Raw genomic sequence first — 17,572 nt, 5'->3', positions numbered from 1 at the left:
TCCCTACTTCTCGACGGCGCGCTGCACCAGGCCCAGCGCCCAGCCGACGATGGACAGCAGGATCGCCGCCCAGATCGCGGTGAACCAGAACTGGTCGATTCCCAGGCCCCAGTGCGTGGTGTTCTCGGTGATCCACGACGTGATCCACAGCATCCACGCGTTGATGACGACGTGGATCAGGCCGAGGGTGAGGATGTACAGCGGAATCGCGAACAGCTGCACGATCGGCTTGATGATGGCGTTGACCAACCCGAAGACGAAAGCCACGACCAGGATGATGCCGACCCGCTCGAGTTGAGTGGCGCCCACGGGGAAGACGAAATAGATCCCCGCCACCATACGAGTGACCACCCACAACGCCAGGCCGGTAAGGCCGGCGCGCACCAGCAACGATTTCATGCTGTCGATTCTGCCCGCAGTAGATAGATATCCATGATCCAGCCATGCCGATCGCGGGCCGCCGCCCGTTCTCGCGCGATCGTGTCACCGACTTCACCGAGGGTCCCGGCGATCAGGATTTCATCCACGGTGCCGAGGTAGGCACCCCACCAAATCCGGGTGTGCGGGGGGCATTCCAGGAACGAGCACTCGCCATCGAGCATCACGACGGCCGCCCCGACCAGTCCATGCTCACGCAGCTGCCGGCCCGTCGTGATGAGCACCGGTTCGCCAATGTCGTTGAGCGGTATGCGATGCCGGGCGGTGAGCGCCTGAATGGCCGTGATGCCGGGGATGACGTCGAACTCGAACTCGACGTGTGCGGCGACGCGGTCCAGGATGCGCAGGGTGCTGTCGTAGAGCGACGGATCGCCCCACGCCAGGAACGCGCCGACGCCGTCGGGTCCGAGTTCGGTCTCGATCGCCTCGGCCCACAAGCGGGCTCGCGCGGCGTGCCATTCATTCACCACGTCGTGGTAGTCGCGACCGGCTACGGCCTTGGCCCGCACCGGATCCGGCAGCGTCACGAACCGGTAGCCGGGGTCGTCGATGAACCGCTCGCAGATCAGCCTGCGCAGCGCGACGAGGTCGTCCTTGCTATCGCCTTTGTCCATCGCGAAGAACACCTGGGTGTCGTTGAGCGCCGCGACGGCCTGGGCGGTGACATAGTCCGGGTCGCCGGCGCCGATGCCGATGACGTGGATGGTGCGCATCCGCGAAGGCTAGCGGCCCACGACGGCAACACTTTTATCCAGTACCGCAGGTATTGACTACCTCTGGTATCGGACGTAGCTTCGGATTACAGACACTTTCGAAGGGATGTCAACGATGACAGCTTCGGTCAAGGGCCAGACCACGCGCGCGGAATTCGCCGAGCGCCTGCTCAAAGGCTCAGTGCGCAAGTCTTACGCGCCGATCGTCGATATCGACTGGGATGCACCGATCGACCCGGACAAATACTTCCTGCCACCGAAAGTCGTGTCGCTGTACGGCACCCCGCTCTGGGAATCGATGAGCCGGGCCGAGCAGATCGAGCTGTCCCGCCAGGAACTGGTGAACACCCTGTCGGCCGGCATCTGGTTCGAGAACATCCTCAACCAGGCCTTGCTGCGCAAGGCGATGCACCAAGACCCGACCGCGAGCACAACCCACTACGAACTGACCGAACTCGGCGACGAGACCCGCCACATGGTGATGTTCGGCAAGGCCATCGAGAAGGTCGGTGCCGATCCGGTGCGGCCGCGGTGGTACCAGCGCACGATCATCAACATGCTGCCGTTCGCCTTCCAGGGCTCGGTGCTGTGGGTCGCCGCGCTGATCGGCGAGGAGATCTTCGATTCGCTGCAGCGGCAGATGATGGACGACCCCGAGCTGCAGCCGATGGTGCAGCGGCTGATGCGCATTCACGTCACCGAAGAGGCCCGGCACATCCAGTTCGCCCGCGACGGGCTGCGGAAGCGGGCACCCGAGATGTCGTGGCCGAAGCGTTTCTGGATCGGCAACCTCAACGGCATCGGTGGCTTGTTCTTCCGGTTCCTGTTCACCAACAAGGTGCAGTACCGCCGCGTCGGACTGGATGCCCGGGCGGCCCGCCGGATGGCGCGGACGTCCCCGCACCGGATCGAGACGCAGATCGCCGGCTTTGCGCCGCTCGCCTCGTTCTTGGAAGAAGTTGGACTCCTCGGCCCGATCGCGCGCCGGATGTGGCGACGGAGTGGATTCCTGCCCGCCGCGCACGCGAGGAGCACAAAGGGCAGTGGACCGGTTTCCGCATCTCGGGCCGAGATCGCAGAGCCCGAAGACCTGTACGACGGGCCTGCCACCATCGACGGCCGCGACGTCCGGGTGCGACTGGCCGGGCACCTCGATCCGATCGACGGCCAGTACCACTGGCGCGGAACGGTTTTCGAGACGCTGGACGAACTGCCGCGCACGCCCGTCACCGTGGCCGTCGGTGAACGCACCGCAACGGCACGCGTCACGGAACGCAGTCAGCAGGGCGGATACGCCATCAGCGGCGCGGGCCTGCCGCCCTTCCCGCTCGCCTGACTGCCACTGAATGGGCAGTACCGGTTCCACAAAACTAGAACACGTTCTAGCATCGGTGCATGAGGTTCACCTACGCCGAAGCGATGACCGACCCGAAGTACTACATCCCGCTGGCCAAGGCGGCTGACGAAGCCGGCTACCACGCGATGACCATTCCGGACAGCATCGCGTACCCCTTCGAGTCCGACTCGTCGTACCCGTACACCGCCGACGGCAGCCGCGAGTTCCTCGACGGAAAGTCGTTCATCGAGTCGTTCTCCCTGATCGGCGCCCTGTCGGCCGTCACGACGAAGCTGCACTTCAACATCTTCGTGCTGAAGCTGCCCATCCGGCCGCCGGCCCTGGTCGCCAAGCAGGCCGGGTCACTCGCCGCATTGTTCGACAACCGCCTGGGCCTGGGCGTCGGCACCAGCCCGTGGCCGGAGGACTACGAGGTCATGGGCGTGCCGTTCGCCCGCCGCGGCAAGCGGATGGACGAGTGCATCGACGTCATCCGTGGTCTGACCTCGGGTGACTACTTCGAATACCACGGCGAGTTCTACGACATCCCCAAGACCAAGATGACGCCCGCGCCGACCAAGCCGGTGCCGATCCTGGTCGGCGGCCACGCTGACGCCGCACTCAAGCGCGCGGCCCGCAACGACGGGTGGATGCACGGCGGCGGCGACCCGGCCGAGCTCGACCCGCTGCTGAAGAAACTCCAGCAGTACCGGGAATCCGAAGAGCGCATCGGCCTCTGCGACGAGTTCCAGATTCACGTCATCTCGATCGACGGCTTCACCGTCGACGGCGTGAAGCGCCTCGAGGACAAGGGCGTCACCGACGTCATCGTCGGCTTCCGCGTGCCTTACATCATGGGCGAGGACACCCAGCCCCTAGACGAGAAGATCAAGCACCTGGAGATGTTCGCCGAGAACGTCATCGCCAAGGTGTAAGCGCGAGCCAGGGGCGGTCGCTACTCGTCGACGATGTGGACCGCGGCCTCTTCAGCGGAGGCCGCGCTACCGTCGATGCCGACGTCACCGGCGAGCAGCTCACCGTCCTGCTGGCCGGCCACGAGCCGACCGGATCGTCGGTCACCAACCTCGTCGTCGCCCCACTGCTCGTCGGGGTCTGTCACCGGGTCCAGCTGCATCGCCGGGTCAGGCTCTTCTTCGGCGAGGAGTTCGTCCAGTGTTTCTTGATCCCGGGGCTCGCGCCATTTGTCCGGCGGCACGTAGCCCTCGTCCAGCAGGTCATCGACGCCGCGGTCGATCAGCATGTCTTCCTGCGTCAGCTGGTCGTCATCGTCGACGCTGTAGTCATCTGAGCCGCTCATGTCATCAACCTTGCCACGGATCGCCACGTCCTGCGAACAGACGCAAATGTCCCCGGCACACCGAGGCGCCAGGGACATTCGCGTCTGCTCGCGGAAAGGCTACAGCGTGCGGCTGATGATCTCTTTCATGATTTCGCTTGTGCCGCCGTAGATCTTGTTGACGCGCGCCGCGGCATAGGCGCGGCCGATCGGGTACTCCATCATGTAGCCGTACCCGCCGAAGAACTGCACACAGCGGTCGACGACGGACACGGCCCGGTCGGCGGCGACGAGCTTGCCCATGGATGCGATCGCCGGATCGTTGTCGCCGTCGATCAAGGCCTGCACGCAGTAGTCCACCGTGGTCTTGATGGACAGCACCTCGGCCTTGAGCTCGGCGAGCTGGAATCGGTTGTGCTGGAAATTGATCAGCGGCTTACCGAAGGCCTCACGCTGCTTGGTGTACTTGATGGCCTCGAGCACCGCAGCCTCGGCCATCCCGGCGCAGATCGAACCGATGACCAGCCGCTCGCGGGCCAGCTGCGACATGAGTTGGTAGAAGCCCAGCCCCTCCTGCTCACCGAGCAGGTTGGCGACCGGAACCCGCATGTCGGTGAAAAACAGCTCGCGGGTGTCCTGGCCATGCTGACCGACCTTCTCCAGCACCCGGCCGCGCTCGAAGCCCGGCAGGTCGTTGACCTCGGCGACGATCAGCGACACGCCCGCCGCGCCCTGTGTGGGATCGGTCTTGGCGACGATCACCACCATGTCGCACAGAGATCCGTTGGAGATGAAGGTCTTTGAGCCGTTGATGACGTAGTGGTCGCCGTCGCGGATGGCGGTGGTGCGCACGGCCTGCAGGTCCGATCCGGTGCCCGGCTCGGTCATCGCGATGGCCAGCACCGTCTCGCCGCTGATGATCTTCGGCATCCAGCGGGCCTTCTGCTCCGCGTTGCCGTACGTGTCGATGTAATGCGCCACGATCGGCGAGTGCACCGACCAGCCCGACGCCGAATCATGCGCCAGCGCAAACTCTTCGGCCACCACCGCCGAGAACCCGAAGTCGCCGCCCGCGCCACCGTACTCCTCGGGCAGGTCCAGGCCGAGCAGACCGGCGTCGCCGAGCTTGTTCCAGAACTCGCGGTCGACCTGGTGGTTCTTGGCCCACCGCTCCTGGTTGGGCGTGGCCTCCTTGGCCAGGAACGACGCGGCGTGCTGACGCAGCTCGCGGTGCTGATCGGTCTCCCAGCTGGCCCGGTACTTGGGGAAGAGCTCTGACATTGGTCCACCTCGCTAGATTTCCGCGCGCTATACAACTGTATAGGCCCCTGTTCATGTGTACAGTACATTGATCTGGTTGTCGATGGGAGCTCTGATGGTTGATCCGAGGGCCACTGTCGATGACCTGACAGCCAAGGCCCGCATCCGCAACACCGCCCTGGACCTGTACGCCACACACGGGGAAGACCGAATCTCGTTGCGCGCCATCGCCGCCGAGGCCGGCGTCGCGGTAGGCCTGGTGCAGCACCACTTCAAGACCAAGGCCGGCCTGCGGAACGCGGTGGACCAACTGGTGGTCGACTACTTCGCGGGCGCCCTGGCCGACGTGCCCGAGGACGCCTCCACCGCAGTACGCGATGACGCCGTCCGCGACATGCTGCGGGCCAATCCGGCGGTGGTCGACTACGTGCGCCGGGCGCTGCTGCAACCCAACGTTGCCGACAGCCACCTCGTCGATGTGATCGTCGATCTCACGCAGCGCGAGGTCAGGGCGGCCCGCAAGACCGGTCGCGCCTCGACCACCCGCCGCGAGAACACGCAGGTCGTCGCCGTGCTCGCGCGCCAGATGGGCGAACTACTGTTGGCACCCATGGTCGACGCGGTGTGGGCACGGGTGGCGCCGGATACGAAGCCGCCGCGGCTGCGGGTGACGGTCGACGAGGCGGGGCAATGACGGTCACGGTCGACGAGTTCGAGGTCGCGGACACCGCCGATTCGTGGACCGCCGCCGGCTTCACCGTCGACCCCGATGGCGTGTGCCGGATCGGCGGCGTCCGGGTCCGACTGGCGGGACGCGAGCGGGGCACGGGCATCGTCGGGTGGTCGCTGCGCGGCGTGCCGCCCGATCAGCCGCTCGACGGCATCCCCACCGCCCCGTCCACTACGCCACCCCCGGCACCGGCCGGGCACGCCAACGGCGCCCTATCGGTCGACCACGTCGTGCTGCTGTCACCCGATCTGAAGCGGACCGTCGCCGCGCTGGCGGCCGTCGACGTCCACCCACGCCGGGAACGGGACGGCCAACTCGGCGGACAGCCGATGCGCCAGATCTTCTTCCGGTTGGGTGAGGTGATCCTCGAAGTCGTCGGCTCGCCCGAGACGACGGGCGACGGACCGTCGACGCTGTGGGGTCTGACCTACGTCGTGCAGGACATCGACGCGACCGCGGCGTTCTTCGGTGACCGCACCGCACCGATCAAGGCGGCGGTGCAACCGGGCCGCCGGATCACCACGCTGCGGCATCGAGAATTCGGGATGTCGGTCCGCACGGCGATGATCTCGGCCCCTATTCTCAGCGCATGAGCGACCGCGGCTCCGTCTTCGACGGCATCTCGATCGGCCGGCCCGCGACCGGCGCACTGATCGACGCGGGCTTCCGCACCATCGCGGACCTGCCCGCTGATCTCGACGAACTTCTTCCCTTGCACGGTGTCGGCCCGAAAGCCGTGCGGCTCCTCAAGGAGGCCCGGCAGTGATGAGCGACTCCGCCACCGATGACGTCGTGGTTATCCACACCGACGGCGGCTGCCGACCGAATCCCGGCCCCGGCGGCTGGGGCGCGGTGCTGCGCATGCGCCACCACGTGCGCGAGATGTGCGGCGGCGAACCCGGCGAAACCAGCAACAACCGCATGGAGCTGACGGCGCCCATCATGGCGCTCGAAGCGTTGACGCGCCCCGTCGTGGTGCACCTGCACACCGACAGCACCTACGTCCGCAACGGCATCACCAAGTGGGTGTACGGCTGGGAACGCAACGGGTGGATGACGGCATCGAAGCAGCCGGTGAAGAACGTCGACCTGTGGAAGCGGCTCCAGGCCGCCTGTGCCCGGCACGAGGTCGAATGGTTCTGGGTGAAGGGGCACGCCGGTGTCGCGGACAACGAGCTGGCTGATCAGTTGGCGACCCGCGGGCTGGAAGAGGCCGTCGCCGGGACACTCACTCCCACGTGACCTCCGCGGGCGTCTTGTCCGGCCGCAGTCCCCGCCAGCTGGGCTGACGCAGCCGATTGTCCGTCGTGCGCTCGCTGTACCGCACCTCGCCCACCAGCTCGGGCCGCACGTAGGTCACGCCTTTGGCATCCAGCGTGGAAAGTGGCGCGGTGAAAGGTGATTCGCTGGTTTGCAGCGGCTTCAACATCGCTTTCAAGTCACTCAGCATCTTGTCGGTGAACCCGGTGCCGACTCGCCCGGCGAACTGCAGGCCATCGCCTTCGGGCACCCCCACCAGCAGCGCACCGATGCCACTGGTGCGGCCGCCTTCGCCGGCGCGCCAGCCGCCGATCACCACTTCCTGTGTGCGCCAGAACTTGTCTTTGACCCAGGCCTCTGACCGCCCGGGTCGGTAACCGGAATCCCACCGCTTGGCGACCACGCCTTCAAAGCCGCGGCCGTCCGCGAACGTCAACGGATCCTCCGCCGGCAACAGCGGCGGAACCGTCAACACACCGTCAGAGGCCAGAGTTTCCAACAGCTTTCGCCGATCCCGGTATTTTGCGCGAGTCAGGTCACGTCCGTCGAGGGACAGGATGTCGAAGCACCAGAATTCGATGTGACTGCCGGAACCGCGGTTCTGCATGGCCTGAAAACTGGGTACGCCGTCCTGCAGGGCCACCACCTCGCCGTCCAGGATCACGTGGTGATCGGCGAGATCGGCTGCCAGCGACTGCAATTGCGGGAATTCCCCTGTGACGTCACGGCCACTGCGCGCGGTGAGCCGGATTCGGCCGTGGTCGGCGTCGACCAGGAGCCGGTAGCCGTCCCACTTTCCCTCGAACGCCCAGTGGTCCGGGGACAGCCGGCTCACCGAGCCGTGGGTGGCCAGCATCGGTTGCAGCCGTTGCTCTTTCATCCGCCGCACCAGCCAGTTCTTACCGTCGGTCTGGATCAGCACGTAGCGCCCGGAAACCCGGTTGCCGTGGAGGTTGACGATCACCTCGCCGCCGGAGCCCGAGTCCCGGAACTTTTCGGTGTCGTAGGTGCCCGAGTCCCAGATCGTGACGTGCCCACCGCCGTATTCGCCCTTGGGGATATCGCCTTCGAAGGTGGCGTATTCCAGCGGGTGGTCTTCGGTGTGCACCGCCAGGTGGTTGACGGTCGAGGTGTCCGGAAGGTTCTTCGGCACAGCCCAACTGACCAGCACACCGTCACGTTCCAGCCGGAAGTCGTAGTGCAGCCGGCGGGCGTGATGTTCTTGGATGACGAAGCGATTGTTCTCGCCCGACGCCGGCTCGGCCGCCGGCACCGGCTCCGGCGTCCGGCCCGGGGCCCGCATGCTGCGGTACGTGGTGAGCCGATCGGCCACCGGCGCATCGCCATCCATCCCGACCAGCAGATCGCCGTCGCGAGCCAAGCGGGCCAGCACTTCGTCGAACCGCAACTGGCGCAACTCCGGATCGTCGAGTTCCTCCCACGTGCGTGGCGCGGCCACCGTCGGCTCGTCACGGCCGCGCAACGAATACGGTGCCACCGTCGTCTTGGCCGCGGAGTTCTGACTCCAGTCCAGGAACACCTTGCCCGCCCGCAGACTACGGGTCATGGTCGCGGTGACCAGCCCACCCATCGATGATTCGAGCTGCTGGGCAACACGTTTGGCGACGGCCGACGCGCCGCGCGAGCTGACGGGCGCGGCCAGCGGCACATAGAGATGGACACCCTTGCTGCCGCTGGTCACGGGGTACGCCTCCAGGTCCATGCCGGCGACGAGTTCGCGGACGGCACGGGCCACCTCACACAGTTGGGCCGTGATGATGCCCTCGCCGGGATCGAGGTCGAACACGATGCGTGTCGCCGGTCCTTGACTGTCACCGACAAAGCGCCATTGCGGCACATGCACTTCCAAGGACGCCTGCTGGGCGATCCAGGCCAGCCCCTCGGGGGTGTCGATGACCGGGTAGACGGTGGTCCCGCTGCGATGGGTGATGGCGCCGCGCGCCAGCCACTCCGGCGCCGACGACGCCAGCTGCTTCTCGAAGAACGGCTGCTGCGCAACACCATTCGGCCAGCGTTTACGGGTGACGGGACGGCCCGCGATATGCGGCAACATCGCATCGGCGACGGCGAGGTAGTAGTCGAATACGTCGGCCTTGGTCGTGCCGGTCGCCGGGTAGAGCACCTTGTCGGGGTTGGTCAGCCGCACCCGCCCGAATTGCTCCACATCTCAAGTATCCAAGCCGCGGCGCGATCATGGGCCATACTGGGGTATGCGGTCCATCTGGAAGGGGTCAGTCGCCTTCGGACTGGTCAATGTGCCGGTGAAGGTGTACAGCGCCACCGAGGATCACGACATCAAGTTTCATCAGGTGCACGCCAAGGACAACGGCCGCATCCGATACAAGCGGGTGTGCGAGGTCTGCGGCGAGGTCGTCGAGTTCCGGGACATCGCCAAGTCTTTCGAATCGGAGGACGGCCAGACCGTCATCATCACCGACGAGGACGTCGCCACGCTGCCCGAAGAGCGCAGCCGCGAGATCGAGGTCGTCGAGTTCGTCCCGGCCGAGCAGATCGATCCGCTCATGTACGACCGGAGTTATTTCCTGGAGCCGGACTCGAAGTCGTCGAAGTCGTACGTGCTGTTGGCCCAAACGCTGGCGCAGACCGACCGCGTGGCCATCGTGCACTTCTCGCTGCGCAACAAGACGCGGCTGGCGGCCTTGCGGGTCAAGGACTTCGGCAAGCGCAACGTGATGATCGTGCACACGCTGCTCTGGCCCGACGAGATCCGCGATCCGGATTTCCCGGTGCTGGACAAGGAAGTCGAGATCAAGAAGGCCGAGCTGACGATGGCCGGCCAGGTCGTGGACTCGATGACAGAGGACTTCCAGCCCGAGCAGTTCCGCGACACCTACCGCGAGCAGATGGAAGAGCTCATCGAAGCCAAGATCGCCGGCGGCGAGGCGTTCACCACCGAAGAAGCGGCGACCGAGCTGGATGCCACCGAAGATGTCTCCGATCTGCTGGCCAAGCTGGAAGCCAGCGTGAAGTCGCGGAAATCCACCACGAAGGCCGGCGCGAAGTCCCGGAAGTCCTGAGCAGCCGGCCGTCTCTCGCACGGACGTCCCCGGGCACCTACGGCGAATGTGTCGCTTGTGTTCGGTTTCTGCGCGAGATCCCGCCCGAACCTGCACTCTCGCCGTAGCACCCCGGACGGCAGGCAGCGACCGGCCAGGTCGCCGCGCTTCCGAAAGCAATTGAAACGTGTTCTAGAAATCCGTTCCCGCGGCGCCTCAGACTTGCTAGCGTGCCTAACAACGACCCCGACGAAGCGAGTGAGGCACACGTGATTCTGGACAGATTCCGGCTCGACGATCAGGTAGCGGTAGTGACCGGCGCGGGCCGCGGCCTGGGCGCGGCCATCGCCGTCGCATTCGCCGAAGCCGGTGCTGACGTGGTGATTGCCTCCCGTACCGAGTCCCAGTTGCAGGAGGTCGCCGCGCAGGTCGAAGCCGCCGGCCGCAAGGCGCACGTCATCGCCGCCGACCTCGCCCATCCGGACGAGACCGCCAAGCTCGCCGCCGCGGCGGTGGAGGCGTTCGGCCGACTAGATGTCGTCGTCAACAATGTCGGTGGCACCATGCCAGGCCCGCTGATGTACACGTCGCCGCAGGACCTCAAAGACGCTTTCACCTTCAACGTCGCCACCGCGCACGCGCTGACGCAGGCGGCGGTCCCGCTGATGCTGGAGCACGCGGGCGGCGGCAGCATCATCAACATCACCTCGGCCGTCGGCCGCCTGGCCGGCCGCGGATTCGCCGCCTACGGCACCGCCAAGGCCGCCCTGGCGCACTACACGAAGCTCGCCGCAATGGACCTGTGCCCGAAGATCCGGGTCAACGGCATCGCACCGGGTTCCATCCTGACCTCGGCGCTGGACATCGTCGCCTCCAACGAGGCGTTGCGCGACCCCATGGAGAAGGCCACCCCGATGCGCCGCCTCGGCGACCCGGAGGACATCGCGGCGGCAGCGCTCTATCTGGCCTCGCCGGCCGGCGCCTACGTCACCGGCAAGGTGCTGGAGGTCGATGGCGGCCTCACGTTTCCCAACCTTGATCTCCCCATCCCGGACCTGTGAGGAACGTCTTCATGCCTATCAAAGTCGCCGCAGTCGGCACTGGCAACGTCGGCCGCCATGCCCTGACTCAGCTCATCAATGACCCCGCCTACGAACTGACCGGCGTCTGGGTGTCCTCCGCCGCCAAGGCCGGCAAGGACGCCGGAGAGCTTGCCGGACTGGAAGTTTCGACCGGCATCAAGGCCACCGACGATCTCGACGCCATCCTGGCGGCGAAGCCGGACTGTGTCGTCTACACCGCCATGGCCGACAACCGGTTGCCCGAGGCGCTGGAGGACTACCGGCGCATCCTGGCCGCGGGCGTCAACGTGGTGGCCAGTGCGGCGGTGTTCCTGCAGTACCCGTGGCAGGTGCTGCCCGCCGAACTCATCGCGCCGCTCGAAGATGCCACCAAGGAAGGCGGCTCGTCCCTATTCGTCAACGGCATCGACCCCGGTTTCGCCAATGACCTTCTCCCCCTTGCACTCATGGGCACCTGCCAGACCGTCGAGCAGGTCCGGTGCATGGAGATCGTCGACTACGCCACCTACGACAGCGCGACGGTGATGTTCGATGTGATGGGCTTCGGCAAGCCCATCGACGAGCTCCCGATGCTGCTGCAGCCCGGCGTGCTGAGCCTGGCCTGGGGCTCCGTCGTGCGGCAGCTGGCCGCGGGCCTCGGCATCGAGCTCGACGAACTGACCGAGACGCACACCCGGGTGCCGGCGCCCGAGGACTTCGACATCGCGTCGGGCCACATCCCGGCGGGTACCACGGCCGCCATGCGGTTCGAGGTGCGCGGGATGAAGGACGGCCACCCGGCCGTCGTGCTGGAACACATCACCCGGCTGCGCGACGACCTCTGCCCGGACTGGCCGCAGCCCGCCCAGGAGGGTGGCTCGTACCGGATCGAGGTGACCGGCGAGCCGTCGTACGCCCTCGACCTGTGTCTGAGCAGCCGCAAGGGCGACCACAACCATGCGGGACTCGTTGCCACAGCTGCACGAGTGGTGAACGCCATCCCCGCGGTCGTCGCCGCCGAACCGGGTATCCGCACGACACTGGATCTGCCCCTCATCACCGGGAAAGGGCTGTACCGCCCCAGCTGACGCAGCCGAAAATAGAGTCATTTGTCGCTAGCGGGTGCCCTACCTCTCAAAGCCAGAATCAGGGCGAACTTACGCAGAAGTCAGTTCGCCGATTGTCCGATTCTGAGCCTTTTGAAAGGGCCCGCTATGCACACCGCCGCTCGACCGTTCGCTTCCGTCGGCGTGTCCTTGGCTGGGGCCGCGGCTATCGCCGTCGCCCCGGTCATGGCGCCGACCGTCAGTACCCAGATTCACCACATGGAAGCGCAGATCGAGCGCACCGCGGTACGTCTGACCGCCGCCGTCGACCCCTTCGCCGCGTTCGGTGAAGCGTTCAAGAACACCGTCGCCAGCCTGCAGACCATCGTGAGCACGGCACAGACCAACGGGCCGACACCGATCCTGACCGCAGCGCTCAACAACCAACTCGCCGCCCTGCAGGACCTGCTGAAACTGGTGTCGTCGCCCGGTTCGGTGAAGGTCGATCCCAGTCCGCAACCGGCCGTTCCCTTCCCGTCGGCCCCGCCGCTGTTGAACGCACTCGGCACCACGCTCGGCCAGATCGGGACCAACCTCACGACCGCGGTACCGCCGCTGCTGGCCGCCGCCGTCAACGACCTCGCCAAGGGCAACGTCGAGGACGCGACCAATCAGCTGCTGCTGGTGGGCTTGAACGCGTTGATCCCGCTGACCAATCTGCTCACGCCCGCCCTGAACTCGATCGCCTACCCGCTGCAAGGCCTCGTCAGCGCGATCGACAAGCTCGGGCCGTTGGGGGCCATCGCCGCCAACCCGCTGCAGAACGCCGTCAATGTCCTCAACACGCTCGGCCAGGGCTTCGGCGGGCTGCAACCGTCGAATGCTCTCGTGATCGTCGGTGGTCTGCTCGGGCCGCTGATCCAGGCGCCAGCCGCGCTGGCCGCTTCGGTCCAGCACGTCATCGACGCCGCCCGGACCGGAGACCTCGGCAAGGTGGCGACCTCGGTCATCTCGATTCCCGCGACCATCCTCAACGGTGTTCTCAACGGTGGCTACGGTCCGGACCTGTCGACGGTGATCGACACCGGCCTGCCCGGGGTGCCGCTGTACGCCGGCGGGCTGCTGACGTCGTTCGGCATCAGCCTCGGCAGTGGACCGCTGGGCTTCACCGTCAACCTGCCGGGCCCGGTTGCCGCACTGCAGCTTCTGCAGAAGCTCGTCGCCGATGCGCTCAAGCCGCCGCCGATCACGACGGCCAAGACGGCTGTCGCAGCCACCGCGGCCACCGCACCCAACGCGGTACCCGCCGTCGACGCGACGACGGTCGCCCTGCCGGCCGCCGTCGTCAAGGCGCTGCCGGCAGCACCGTCGAAGACAGCTACCACGAAGCCCGTGGACCAAACCACTACGAAGACCGACACCACAAAGCCGGAGGCGACGACCGACGCACCCACAAATGCGACGGACACACCCACGAAAACTGTTGCCACCAAGCCTGATTCAAGCACCGACAGTGGGACGACCAAGCCCGCGGATGCCGGAGGTAGCACCGACACCGCTCCCACGGGCAGCGGGCAGACCGGCACCAAGGGCGCGGACAAGGGTGCGGATCACACCAAGGGCGGCGACAAGAGCGGGGATGCCAAGTCCGACGCCAAGCCCGGCTCGAAGCCCGCCAAGTCCGACCCCAAGCCGGCAAAACCCGGCAAGACCGGCATCAAGCCCGCCAAGGCGTCCGACGGTGCCGGGCACGCGAAGGGCAGCACGAGCAGTCACGCCAAGTAGCACAACGAAAGTTGGCTTGTGGTCGAGAATCTCGATGATTCTCGACCACAAGCCGACCCTCGTGGAAACTAGGCCGACGCCGCCGCCTGAATCAGCATGTCCGCCAGGGCTGCGGTGGCCGGCGTCAGACGGTCCTTCGACTGGGATGCCAAATAGACCTGCCACCTGACACTTTGGCTCAATTCGACGGCGCGCAGATCCTCGAATTCCGCGCATTCCGACGCGGGCATGAAGGCTGTCCCCAGCCCTTGGCGAACCAGTTCGCCGACCACCGAGAAGCCGGCCGGAATCACGTGCACGGGCCGCACCTGGCTCCCCGCCGCCAGAAAGGCGTTGTCCATCAAGGAACGAAAGCCCCAATCCGGCGGAAACCCGATCAGGTCCTCGTCCGCCAGGTCGATCAGACCGACCACTTTCTTCGATGCCATCGGGTGATCGTCGCGGCATACGAAGAACATCGGTTCCTCGAACATCAACCGCATGTCGAGTTGCGGCGGGAATCTGTTGGGTACCGAGACGAGGGCCAGATCCAGTGAGCCGTCGACAAGCGCCGACAGGTAGGCCGAGGCGCCGGCCTGGTTGAGTTGCAACCGAAGTCGCACAAAGGGATGCTCGCGGTGAAACTCTCCGAGCACGCGGGCGACGTTCATCGGGCCGTACGAGATCAATGATCCGAACTCGACCGTACCCATCAACTGGCCGCGACTGGACGCCACCGATTCGGCAGCCGAACCCGCAACGCGCAACAGTTCGTGGGCCTGGGCCAGGAAACGCTCGCCGGCCACCGTGAGCTCGATCTGCTGGCGGGAGCGGTCGAACAACTGCACACCGAGCTCCCGCTCAAGCTTCGCAATCGATGTCGAGATCGCGGACTGCACCACGTGGACGCGACGCGCGGCGCGGGTAAAGCTGCCCTCGATGGCGACCGCGACGAAGTGCTCGACCTGTCGTAACTCCACGCCGCAGATTATCTACGTCATAGATGGGACATATCAATATCTGTCATTAGACGTGTTGACCGATCGGATGTCTCATGGTTCTTGTGAATACCGCGTCGACGCAGCTCATCGGGCGCGACGACGAACTCACGGCCTTGCGCGACGCCATCGCGTCCCCGCCGCACGGACAGGTGATCGTCATCTCGGGAGCACTGGGCTCGGGCAAGTCGCGCCTGCTCGCCGAGGCCGAGCGACAAGCCCGCTCGTTGGGCCATCGCGTCCTCGGAATTGCCGGACTGCCCGGCGAGACGGGCACGCCACTGGGTGGACTACACCGGCTCCTGCGGGCGCTCAATGACGCCGAAGCCAACCCCTACGGTCGTGCCAACATCGTCGAAACCCTCTTCAGCACACCGCTGTTCGGCGATCAGATCCACACCGCGAGACTGGCCACGGCACTGTTGGAGCTCTTGGACGCAGTGCCGCGGCGGCAGCCGGTCCTCGTCACCGTCGACGACGCGCACTGGCTGGACGAGCAGTCTCGCAGCGTCCTGTTGTTCGCCGCCCGCCGAAGCGCCGGCCGCCCGATCACCGTGGTACTGACCCTGCCCGACACCGTCGCCCCGACCGGGCTGACGGGTCGGTCGGCCATCGAAATTCTCCTCGCACCAATGAATCTCGACCAGACGATCGCGCTGCTGGAGGCTCAACCCAGACCGCCCAGCGGACTGCTCCGCGAGCAGATCGTGAAGCAATCCGCGGGCAATGCCGCGGCGATCATCCACTTTTCCGGCACGGCTCCCGGCGCGACGCCCACGACGGACTGCCCACCGGACCCATTGCCGTTGCCGATCAGCGTCCATGCGGTCTACGCACAGCATCTGGCCCACCTTCCCGCCGCCACGCGTGCCGCACTGGTCGTCGTCGCTGCGGCCTCCGCCGACGACCTGCGCGTGCTGCCCCCTGGCGCGTTGGCGCACCCGGCGGTCCTGGCACCAGCCGAGACGGCGGGCGTCGTGCGGGTGGAGTCAGCACGGATCAAGCCCATCAATCCGCTGATCCGATCTGCCGCGTACTACGGAGCGCCGCTGACCACGCGCCAGGACGCACACCGACTCCTGGCCGACGCCCTGAGTGCGTCGGCGCAGCGTCAGGCCTGGCACCGAGGCCATGCGGCGGCGTGTGCCGCCCGCAGCCCGCATGACCGGATCCGTGCACTGACCGCAGACGGGATGGCCACGATGTGGCGCGACGGGCGAGCGGCGGCCGCGACCCTCCTGGCGGTGGCCGACGAAGCGCTGCCGCTGGAACCCGCGCTGGCCTGGGAACCGCTGCGCGTCGCGGCCGCCGCGGCATTCCTCTCCGGTGATCCGGCTGCGTATCAAGGGACAGCGCAGACACTGCGGCACCTCGACGAGTCGATGCCGGTCACCACCGGCAGCTCGTCCACATCGCGGCTGTGGGTGCGGGCGGTCACCGACCCACCGCGCGCACGCGCCGACATGGCCGCGTTCTCCGCCCGGCTGCCCGACGGCCTGGACGCACTGGACCTCAGCCTGATCGGGCTGGCCGCCGGTGTGACAGATGAATCCGAGCTCTGCATCCGAACACTGCGCGTCGCGCAATCCCTGATGACACAACATGATTCGACGAACGGTCACGCCCTGACGACGGCGATCCTGGCCTGGTCATGCGTCGACTCCGGACGCTGGGACGAGGCACTGCGGATCACCAATCAGCTGCGGACCCTCGGCGCTGTCAGCGATCAACCGCTGGTCACCGCTACCGGAGACCTGATTCGAGCGACGGTCGCGGCGCGGCGACACCACGTCAGCTCGCGATCACATCGACGCCGCGCTCAGCGTCGTTGATTTCCAGGACCATCGATTGCACGCGGCGCGGGCACATCATGTCCTCGGCTTGATCAACCTCGTGGTCGGCAATGACCTCGGGGCCTACGGCCATCTGGCCGAACTGTTCACCGACTCCGGTGCGCCGCTCCATCAGCACGTGTCCTTCCGTGCCCTCGTCGACTATGCCGAGGCAGCCGTGCGGACCGGCATGGTGGACGATGCGAAGCGCAGGTTCAACGCAGCTCTGACTCACCTGCCACGGCCGTGCTCCGCGCGCGTCGACCAGCTGGTGCACCACGCCTCGGCGCTGCTCAACGTGGGGGACGTCGGCGACACCCTCGCCCGCGCCCTCGCCGAACCCGCCGGCGAACAATGGCCGTTCGAGCGCGCCCGGTTGCGACTGAGCTACTCGGGTTGGCTGCGGCGAACCCGACGGCGCAAAGAAGCGCGCCGGCACATCTCCGCCGCGCTGGCCACCTTCGAGACGCTGGGCGCCAGACCGTGGCTGGACATCTGCGGCCGGGAGCTGCGCGCATCGGGCATCCCCGCGACAGCACCCGCCGCGCCCGCCACCGAACACCTGAGTCCCCAAGAGCATCAGGTCGTCTACCTCGCCGGGCGCGGCCTGACGAATCCGCAGATCGCGGCGCGACTTCAACTGTCGACGCGCACCGTCTCCGGATACCTCTACCGCTCTTTCCCGAAGCTGGGTGTCACCAGCCGCCATCAGATCCGCGACATCCCGCCGCCGCCCGACGGGCGTTCAACCGCCGGCTGAGACATTTCCCCAATCACAAGATTTCGGCTAACCTAACTT

18 protein-coding genes are annotated in these 17,572 nt (G+C 66.5%); 12 read left to right on the top strand and 6 right to left on the bottom strand.

Features of this window, described 5'->3' with window-relative positions; genetic code table 11:
- Positions 1–3 precede the first annotated feature (3 nt).
- Together ACWW1C_RS04070 and cobF are read right to left on the bottom strand one after the other, a co-directional pair.
- Positions 4–399, bottom strand: coding sequence for a phage holin family protein (locus ACWW1C_RS04070; protein ID WP_455982254.1), 396 nt, complete (start codon positions 397–399; stop codon positions 4–6).
- Complete coding sequence (gene cobF, locus ACWW1C_RS04065; RefSeq protein WP_455982253.1) at positions 396–1,151, bottom strand: precorrin-6A synthase (deacetylating); 756 nt, start codon at positions 1,149–1,151, stop codon at positions 396–398. The genes ACWW1C_RS04070 and cobF overlap by 4 nt, the downstream gene beginning before the upstream one ends.
- 115 nt (positions 1,152–1,266) lie before the next feature.
- Between cobF and ACWW1C_RS04060 the strand changes: the two genes are divergently transcribed.
- Positions 1,267–2,487 carry a diiron oxygenase gene (locus ACWW1C_RS04060; RefSeq protein ID WP_455982252.1) on the top strand — a complete coding sequence of 407 codons (1,221 nt, stop codon included), beginning with the start codon at positions 1,267–1,269 and terminating at the stop codon, positions 2,485–2,487.
- 59 nt (positions 2,488–2,546) lie between these two features.
- Positions 2,547–3,422 (top strand): LLM class flavin-dependent oxidoreductase, encoded by an 876-nt coding sequence (locus ACWW1C_RS04055; RefSeq protein WP_455982251.1) that lies wholly within the window; start codon positions 2,547–2,549, stop codon positions 3,420–3,422.
- Positions 3,423–3,442: 20 nt separating this feature from the next.
- Here ACWW1C_RS04055 and ACWW1C_RS04050 read toward each other — a convergent pair whose 3' ends face one another.
- Together ACWW1C_RS04050 and ACWW1C_RS04045 are read right to left on the bottom strand one after the other, a co-directional pair.
- Positions 3,443–3,805, bottom strand: a complete 363-nt coding sequence (locus tag ACWW1C_RS04050) for a DUF5709 domain-containing protein (protein ID WP_455982250.1) — start codon at positions 3,803–3,805, stop codon at positions 3,443–3,445.
- A 99-nt stretch (positions 3,806–3,904) separates the two neighbouring features.
- Positions 3,905–5,065, bottom strand: a complete 1,161-nt coding sequence (locus tag ACWW1C_RS04045; RefSeq protein WP_455982249.1) for an acyl-CoA dehydrogenase family protein — start codon at positions 5,063–5,065, stop codon at positions 3,905–3,907.
- Between the two features lie 94 nt (positions 5,066–5,159).
- On the opposite strand from ACWW1C_RS04045, the gene ACWW1C_RS04040 reads away from it, so the two are divergent.
- The 4 genes from ACWW1C_RS04040 to rnhA are packed head-to-tail and all read left to right on the top strand — an operon-like array spanning position 5,160 to position 7,016.
- Complete coding sequence (locus ACWW1C_RS04040; RefSeq protein WP_455982247.1) at positions 5,160–5,738, top strand: TetR/AcrR family transcriptional regulator; 579 nt, start codon at positions 5,160–5,162, stop codon at positions 5,736–5,738.
- Positions 5,735–6,367, top strand: a complete 633-nt coding sequence (locus tag ACWW1C_RS04035; protein WP_455982246.1) for a glyoxalase — start codon at positions 5,735–5,737, stop codon at positions 6,365–6,367. The genes ACWW1C_RS04040 and ACWW1C_RS04035 overlap by 4 nt, the downstream gene beginning before the upstream one ends.
- The gene (locus tag ACWW1C_RS04030; RefSeq protein ID WP_455982245.1) at positions 6,364–6,540 is read left to right on the top strand and encodes a helix-hairpin-helix domain-containing protein; all 177 of its coding nucleotides are present in this window, start codon (positions 6,364–6,366) and stop codon (positions 6,538–6,540) included. The genes ACWW1C_RS04035 and ACWW1C_RS04030 overlap by 4 nt, the downstream gene beginning before the upstream one ends.
- Complete coding sequence (gene rnhA, locus ACWW1C_RS04025; RefSeq protein WP_455982244.1) at positions 6,540–7,016, top strand: ribonuclease HI; 477 nt, start codon at positions 6,540–6,542, stop codon at positions 7,014–7,016. The genes ACWW1C_RS04030 and rnhA overlap by 1 nt, the downstream gene beginning before the upstream one ends.
- Here rnhA and ligD read toward each other — a convergent pair.
- Complete coding sequence (gene ligD, locus ACWW1C_RS04020) at positions 7,003–9,219, bottom strand: non-homologous end-joining DNA ligase (protein ID WP_455982243.1); 2,217 nt, start codon at positions 9,217–9,219, stop codon at positions 7,003–7,005. The two genes, rnhA and ligD, sit on opposite strands and share 14 nt — an antisense overlap.
- 46 nt (positions 9,220–9,265) lie before the next feature.
- Between ligD and ku the strand changes: the two genes are divergently transcribed.
- The 4 genes from ku to ACWW1C_RS04000 all read left to right on the top strand — a co-directional run bounded on the left by ku (position 9,266) and on the right by ACWW1C_RS04000 (position 13,964).
- Entirely contained in the window at positions 9,266–10,093 is an 828-nt protein-coding gene (gene ku / locus ACWW1C_RS04015) for a non-homologous end joining protein Ku (protein ID WP_455982242.1), read from the top strand.
- A gap of 248 nt (positions 10,094–10,341) precedes the next feature.
- Complete coding sequence (locus tag ACWW1C_RS04010) at positions 10,342–11,133, top strand: SDR family oxidoreductase (protein WP_455984135.1); 792 nt, start codon at positions 10,342–10,344, stop codon at positions 11,131–11,133.
- An 11-nt stretch (positions 11,134–11,144) separates the two neighbouring features.
- A complete protein-coding gene (locus ACWW1C_RS04005; RefSeq protein WP_455982241.1) occupies positions 11,145–12,221 on the top strand; it encodes an NAD(P)H-dependent amine dehydrogenase family protein in 1,077 nt (358 codons plus the stop codon).
- Between the two features lie 126 nt (positions 12,222–12,347).
- The gene (locus ACWW1C_RS04000; RefSeq protein WP_455982240.1) at positions 12,348–13,964 is read left to right on the top strand and encodes a hypothetical protein; all 1,617 of its coding nucleotides are present in this window, start codon (positions 12,348–12,350) and stop codon (positions 13,962–13,964) included.
- A gap of 68 nt (positions 13,965–14,032) precedes the next feature.
- On the opposite strand, the gene ACWW1C_RS03995 is transcribed toward ACWW1C_RS04000, so the two are convergent.
- The gene (locus tag ACWW1C_RS03995; protein WP_455982239.1) at positions 14,033–14,923 is read right to left on the bottom strand and encodes a LysR family transcriptional regulator; all 891 of its coding nucleotides are present in this window, start codon (positions 14,921–14,923) and stop codon (positions 14,033–14,035) included.
- A gap of 74 nt (positions 14,924–14,997) precedes the next feature.
- Here ACWW1C_RS03995 and ACWW1C_RS03990 point away from each other — a divergent pair, with 74 nt between their 5' ends.
- Positions 14,998–16,773, top strand: a complete 1,776-nt coding sequence (locus ACWW1C_RS03990; RefSeq protein WP_455982238.1) for an AAA family ATPase — start codon at positions 14,998–15,000, stop codon at positions 16,771–16,773.
- 49 nt (positions 16,774–16,822) lie between these two features.
- On the top strand, positions 16,823–17,533 hold the full coding sequence (locus ACWW1C_RS03985; protein ID WP_455982237.1) for a helix-turn-helix transcriptional regulator: 711 nt from the start codon (positions 16,823–16,825) through the stop codon (positions 17,531–17,533).
- Positions 17,534–17,572 lie beyond the last annotated feature (39 nt).

The organism is Mycobacterium sp. HM-7 (genome assembly GCF_053852335.1).
Note: the sequence above shows the minus strand (reverse complement) of the source record. Positions and strands in the feature narration are given on the sequence as shown.

Excerpts from the sequence above, each read along its gene's own strand:
- ACWW1C_RS04070 (WP_455982254.1), bottom strand. The coding sequence starts at position 399 with ATGAAATCGTTGCTGGTGCGCGCCGGCCTTACCGGCCTGGCGTTGTGG.
- cobF (WP_455982253.1), bottom strand. The coding sequence starts at position 1,151 with ATGCGCACCATCCACGTCATCGGCATCGGCGCCGGCGACCCGGACTAT.
- ACWW1C_RS04060 (WP_455982252.1), top strand. The coding sequence starts at position 1,267 with ATGACAGCTTCGGTCAAGGGCCAGACCACGCGCGCGGAATTCGCCGAG.
- ACWW1C_RS04055 (WP_455982251.1), top strand. The coding sequence starts at position 2,547 with ATGAGGTTCACCTACGCCGAAGCGATGACCGACCCGAAGTACTACATC.
- ACWW1C_RS04050 (WP_455982250.1), bottom strand. The coding sequence starts at position 3,805 with ATGAGCGGCTCAGATGACTACAGCGTCGACGATGACGACCAGCTGACG.
- ACWW1C_RS04045 (WP_455982249.1), bottom strand. The coding sequence starts at position 5,065 with ATGTCAGAGCTCTTCCCCAAGTACCGGGCCAGCTGGGAGACCGATCAG.
- ACWW1C_RS04040 (WP_455982247.1), top strand. The coding sequence starts at position 5,160 with ATGGTTGATCCGAGGGCCACTGTCGATGACCTGACAGCCAAGGCCCGC.
- ACWW1C_RS04035 (WP_455982246.1), top strand. The coding sequence starts at position 5,735 with ATGACGGTCACGGTCGACGAGTTCGAGGTCGCGGACACCGCCGATTCG.
- ACWW1C_RS04030 (WP_455982245.1), top strand. The coding sequence starts at position 6,364 with ATGAGCGACCGCGGCTCCGTCTTCGACGGCATCTCGATCGGCCGGCCC.
- rnhA (WP_455982244.1), top strand. The coding sequence starts at position 6,540 with ATGAGCGACTCCGCCACCGATGACGTCGTGGTTATCCACACCGACGGC.
- ku (WP_455982242.1), top strand. The coding sequence starts at position 9,266 with ATGCGGTCCATCTGGAAGGGGTCAGTCGCCTTCGGACTGGTCAATGTG.
- ACWW1C_RS04005 (WP_455982241.1), top strand. The coding sequence starts at position 11,145 with ATGCCTATCAAAGTCGCCGCAGTCGGCACTGGCAACGTCGGCCGCCAT.
- ACWW1C_RS04000 (WP_455982240.1), top strand. The coding sequence starts at position 12,348 with ATGCACACCGCCGCTCGACCGTTCGCTTCCGTCGGCGTGTCCTTGGCT.
- ACWW1C_RS03990 (WP_455982238.1), top strand. The coding sequence starts at position 14,998 with ATGGTTCTTGTGAATACCGCGTCGACGCAGCTCATCGGGCGCGACGAC.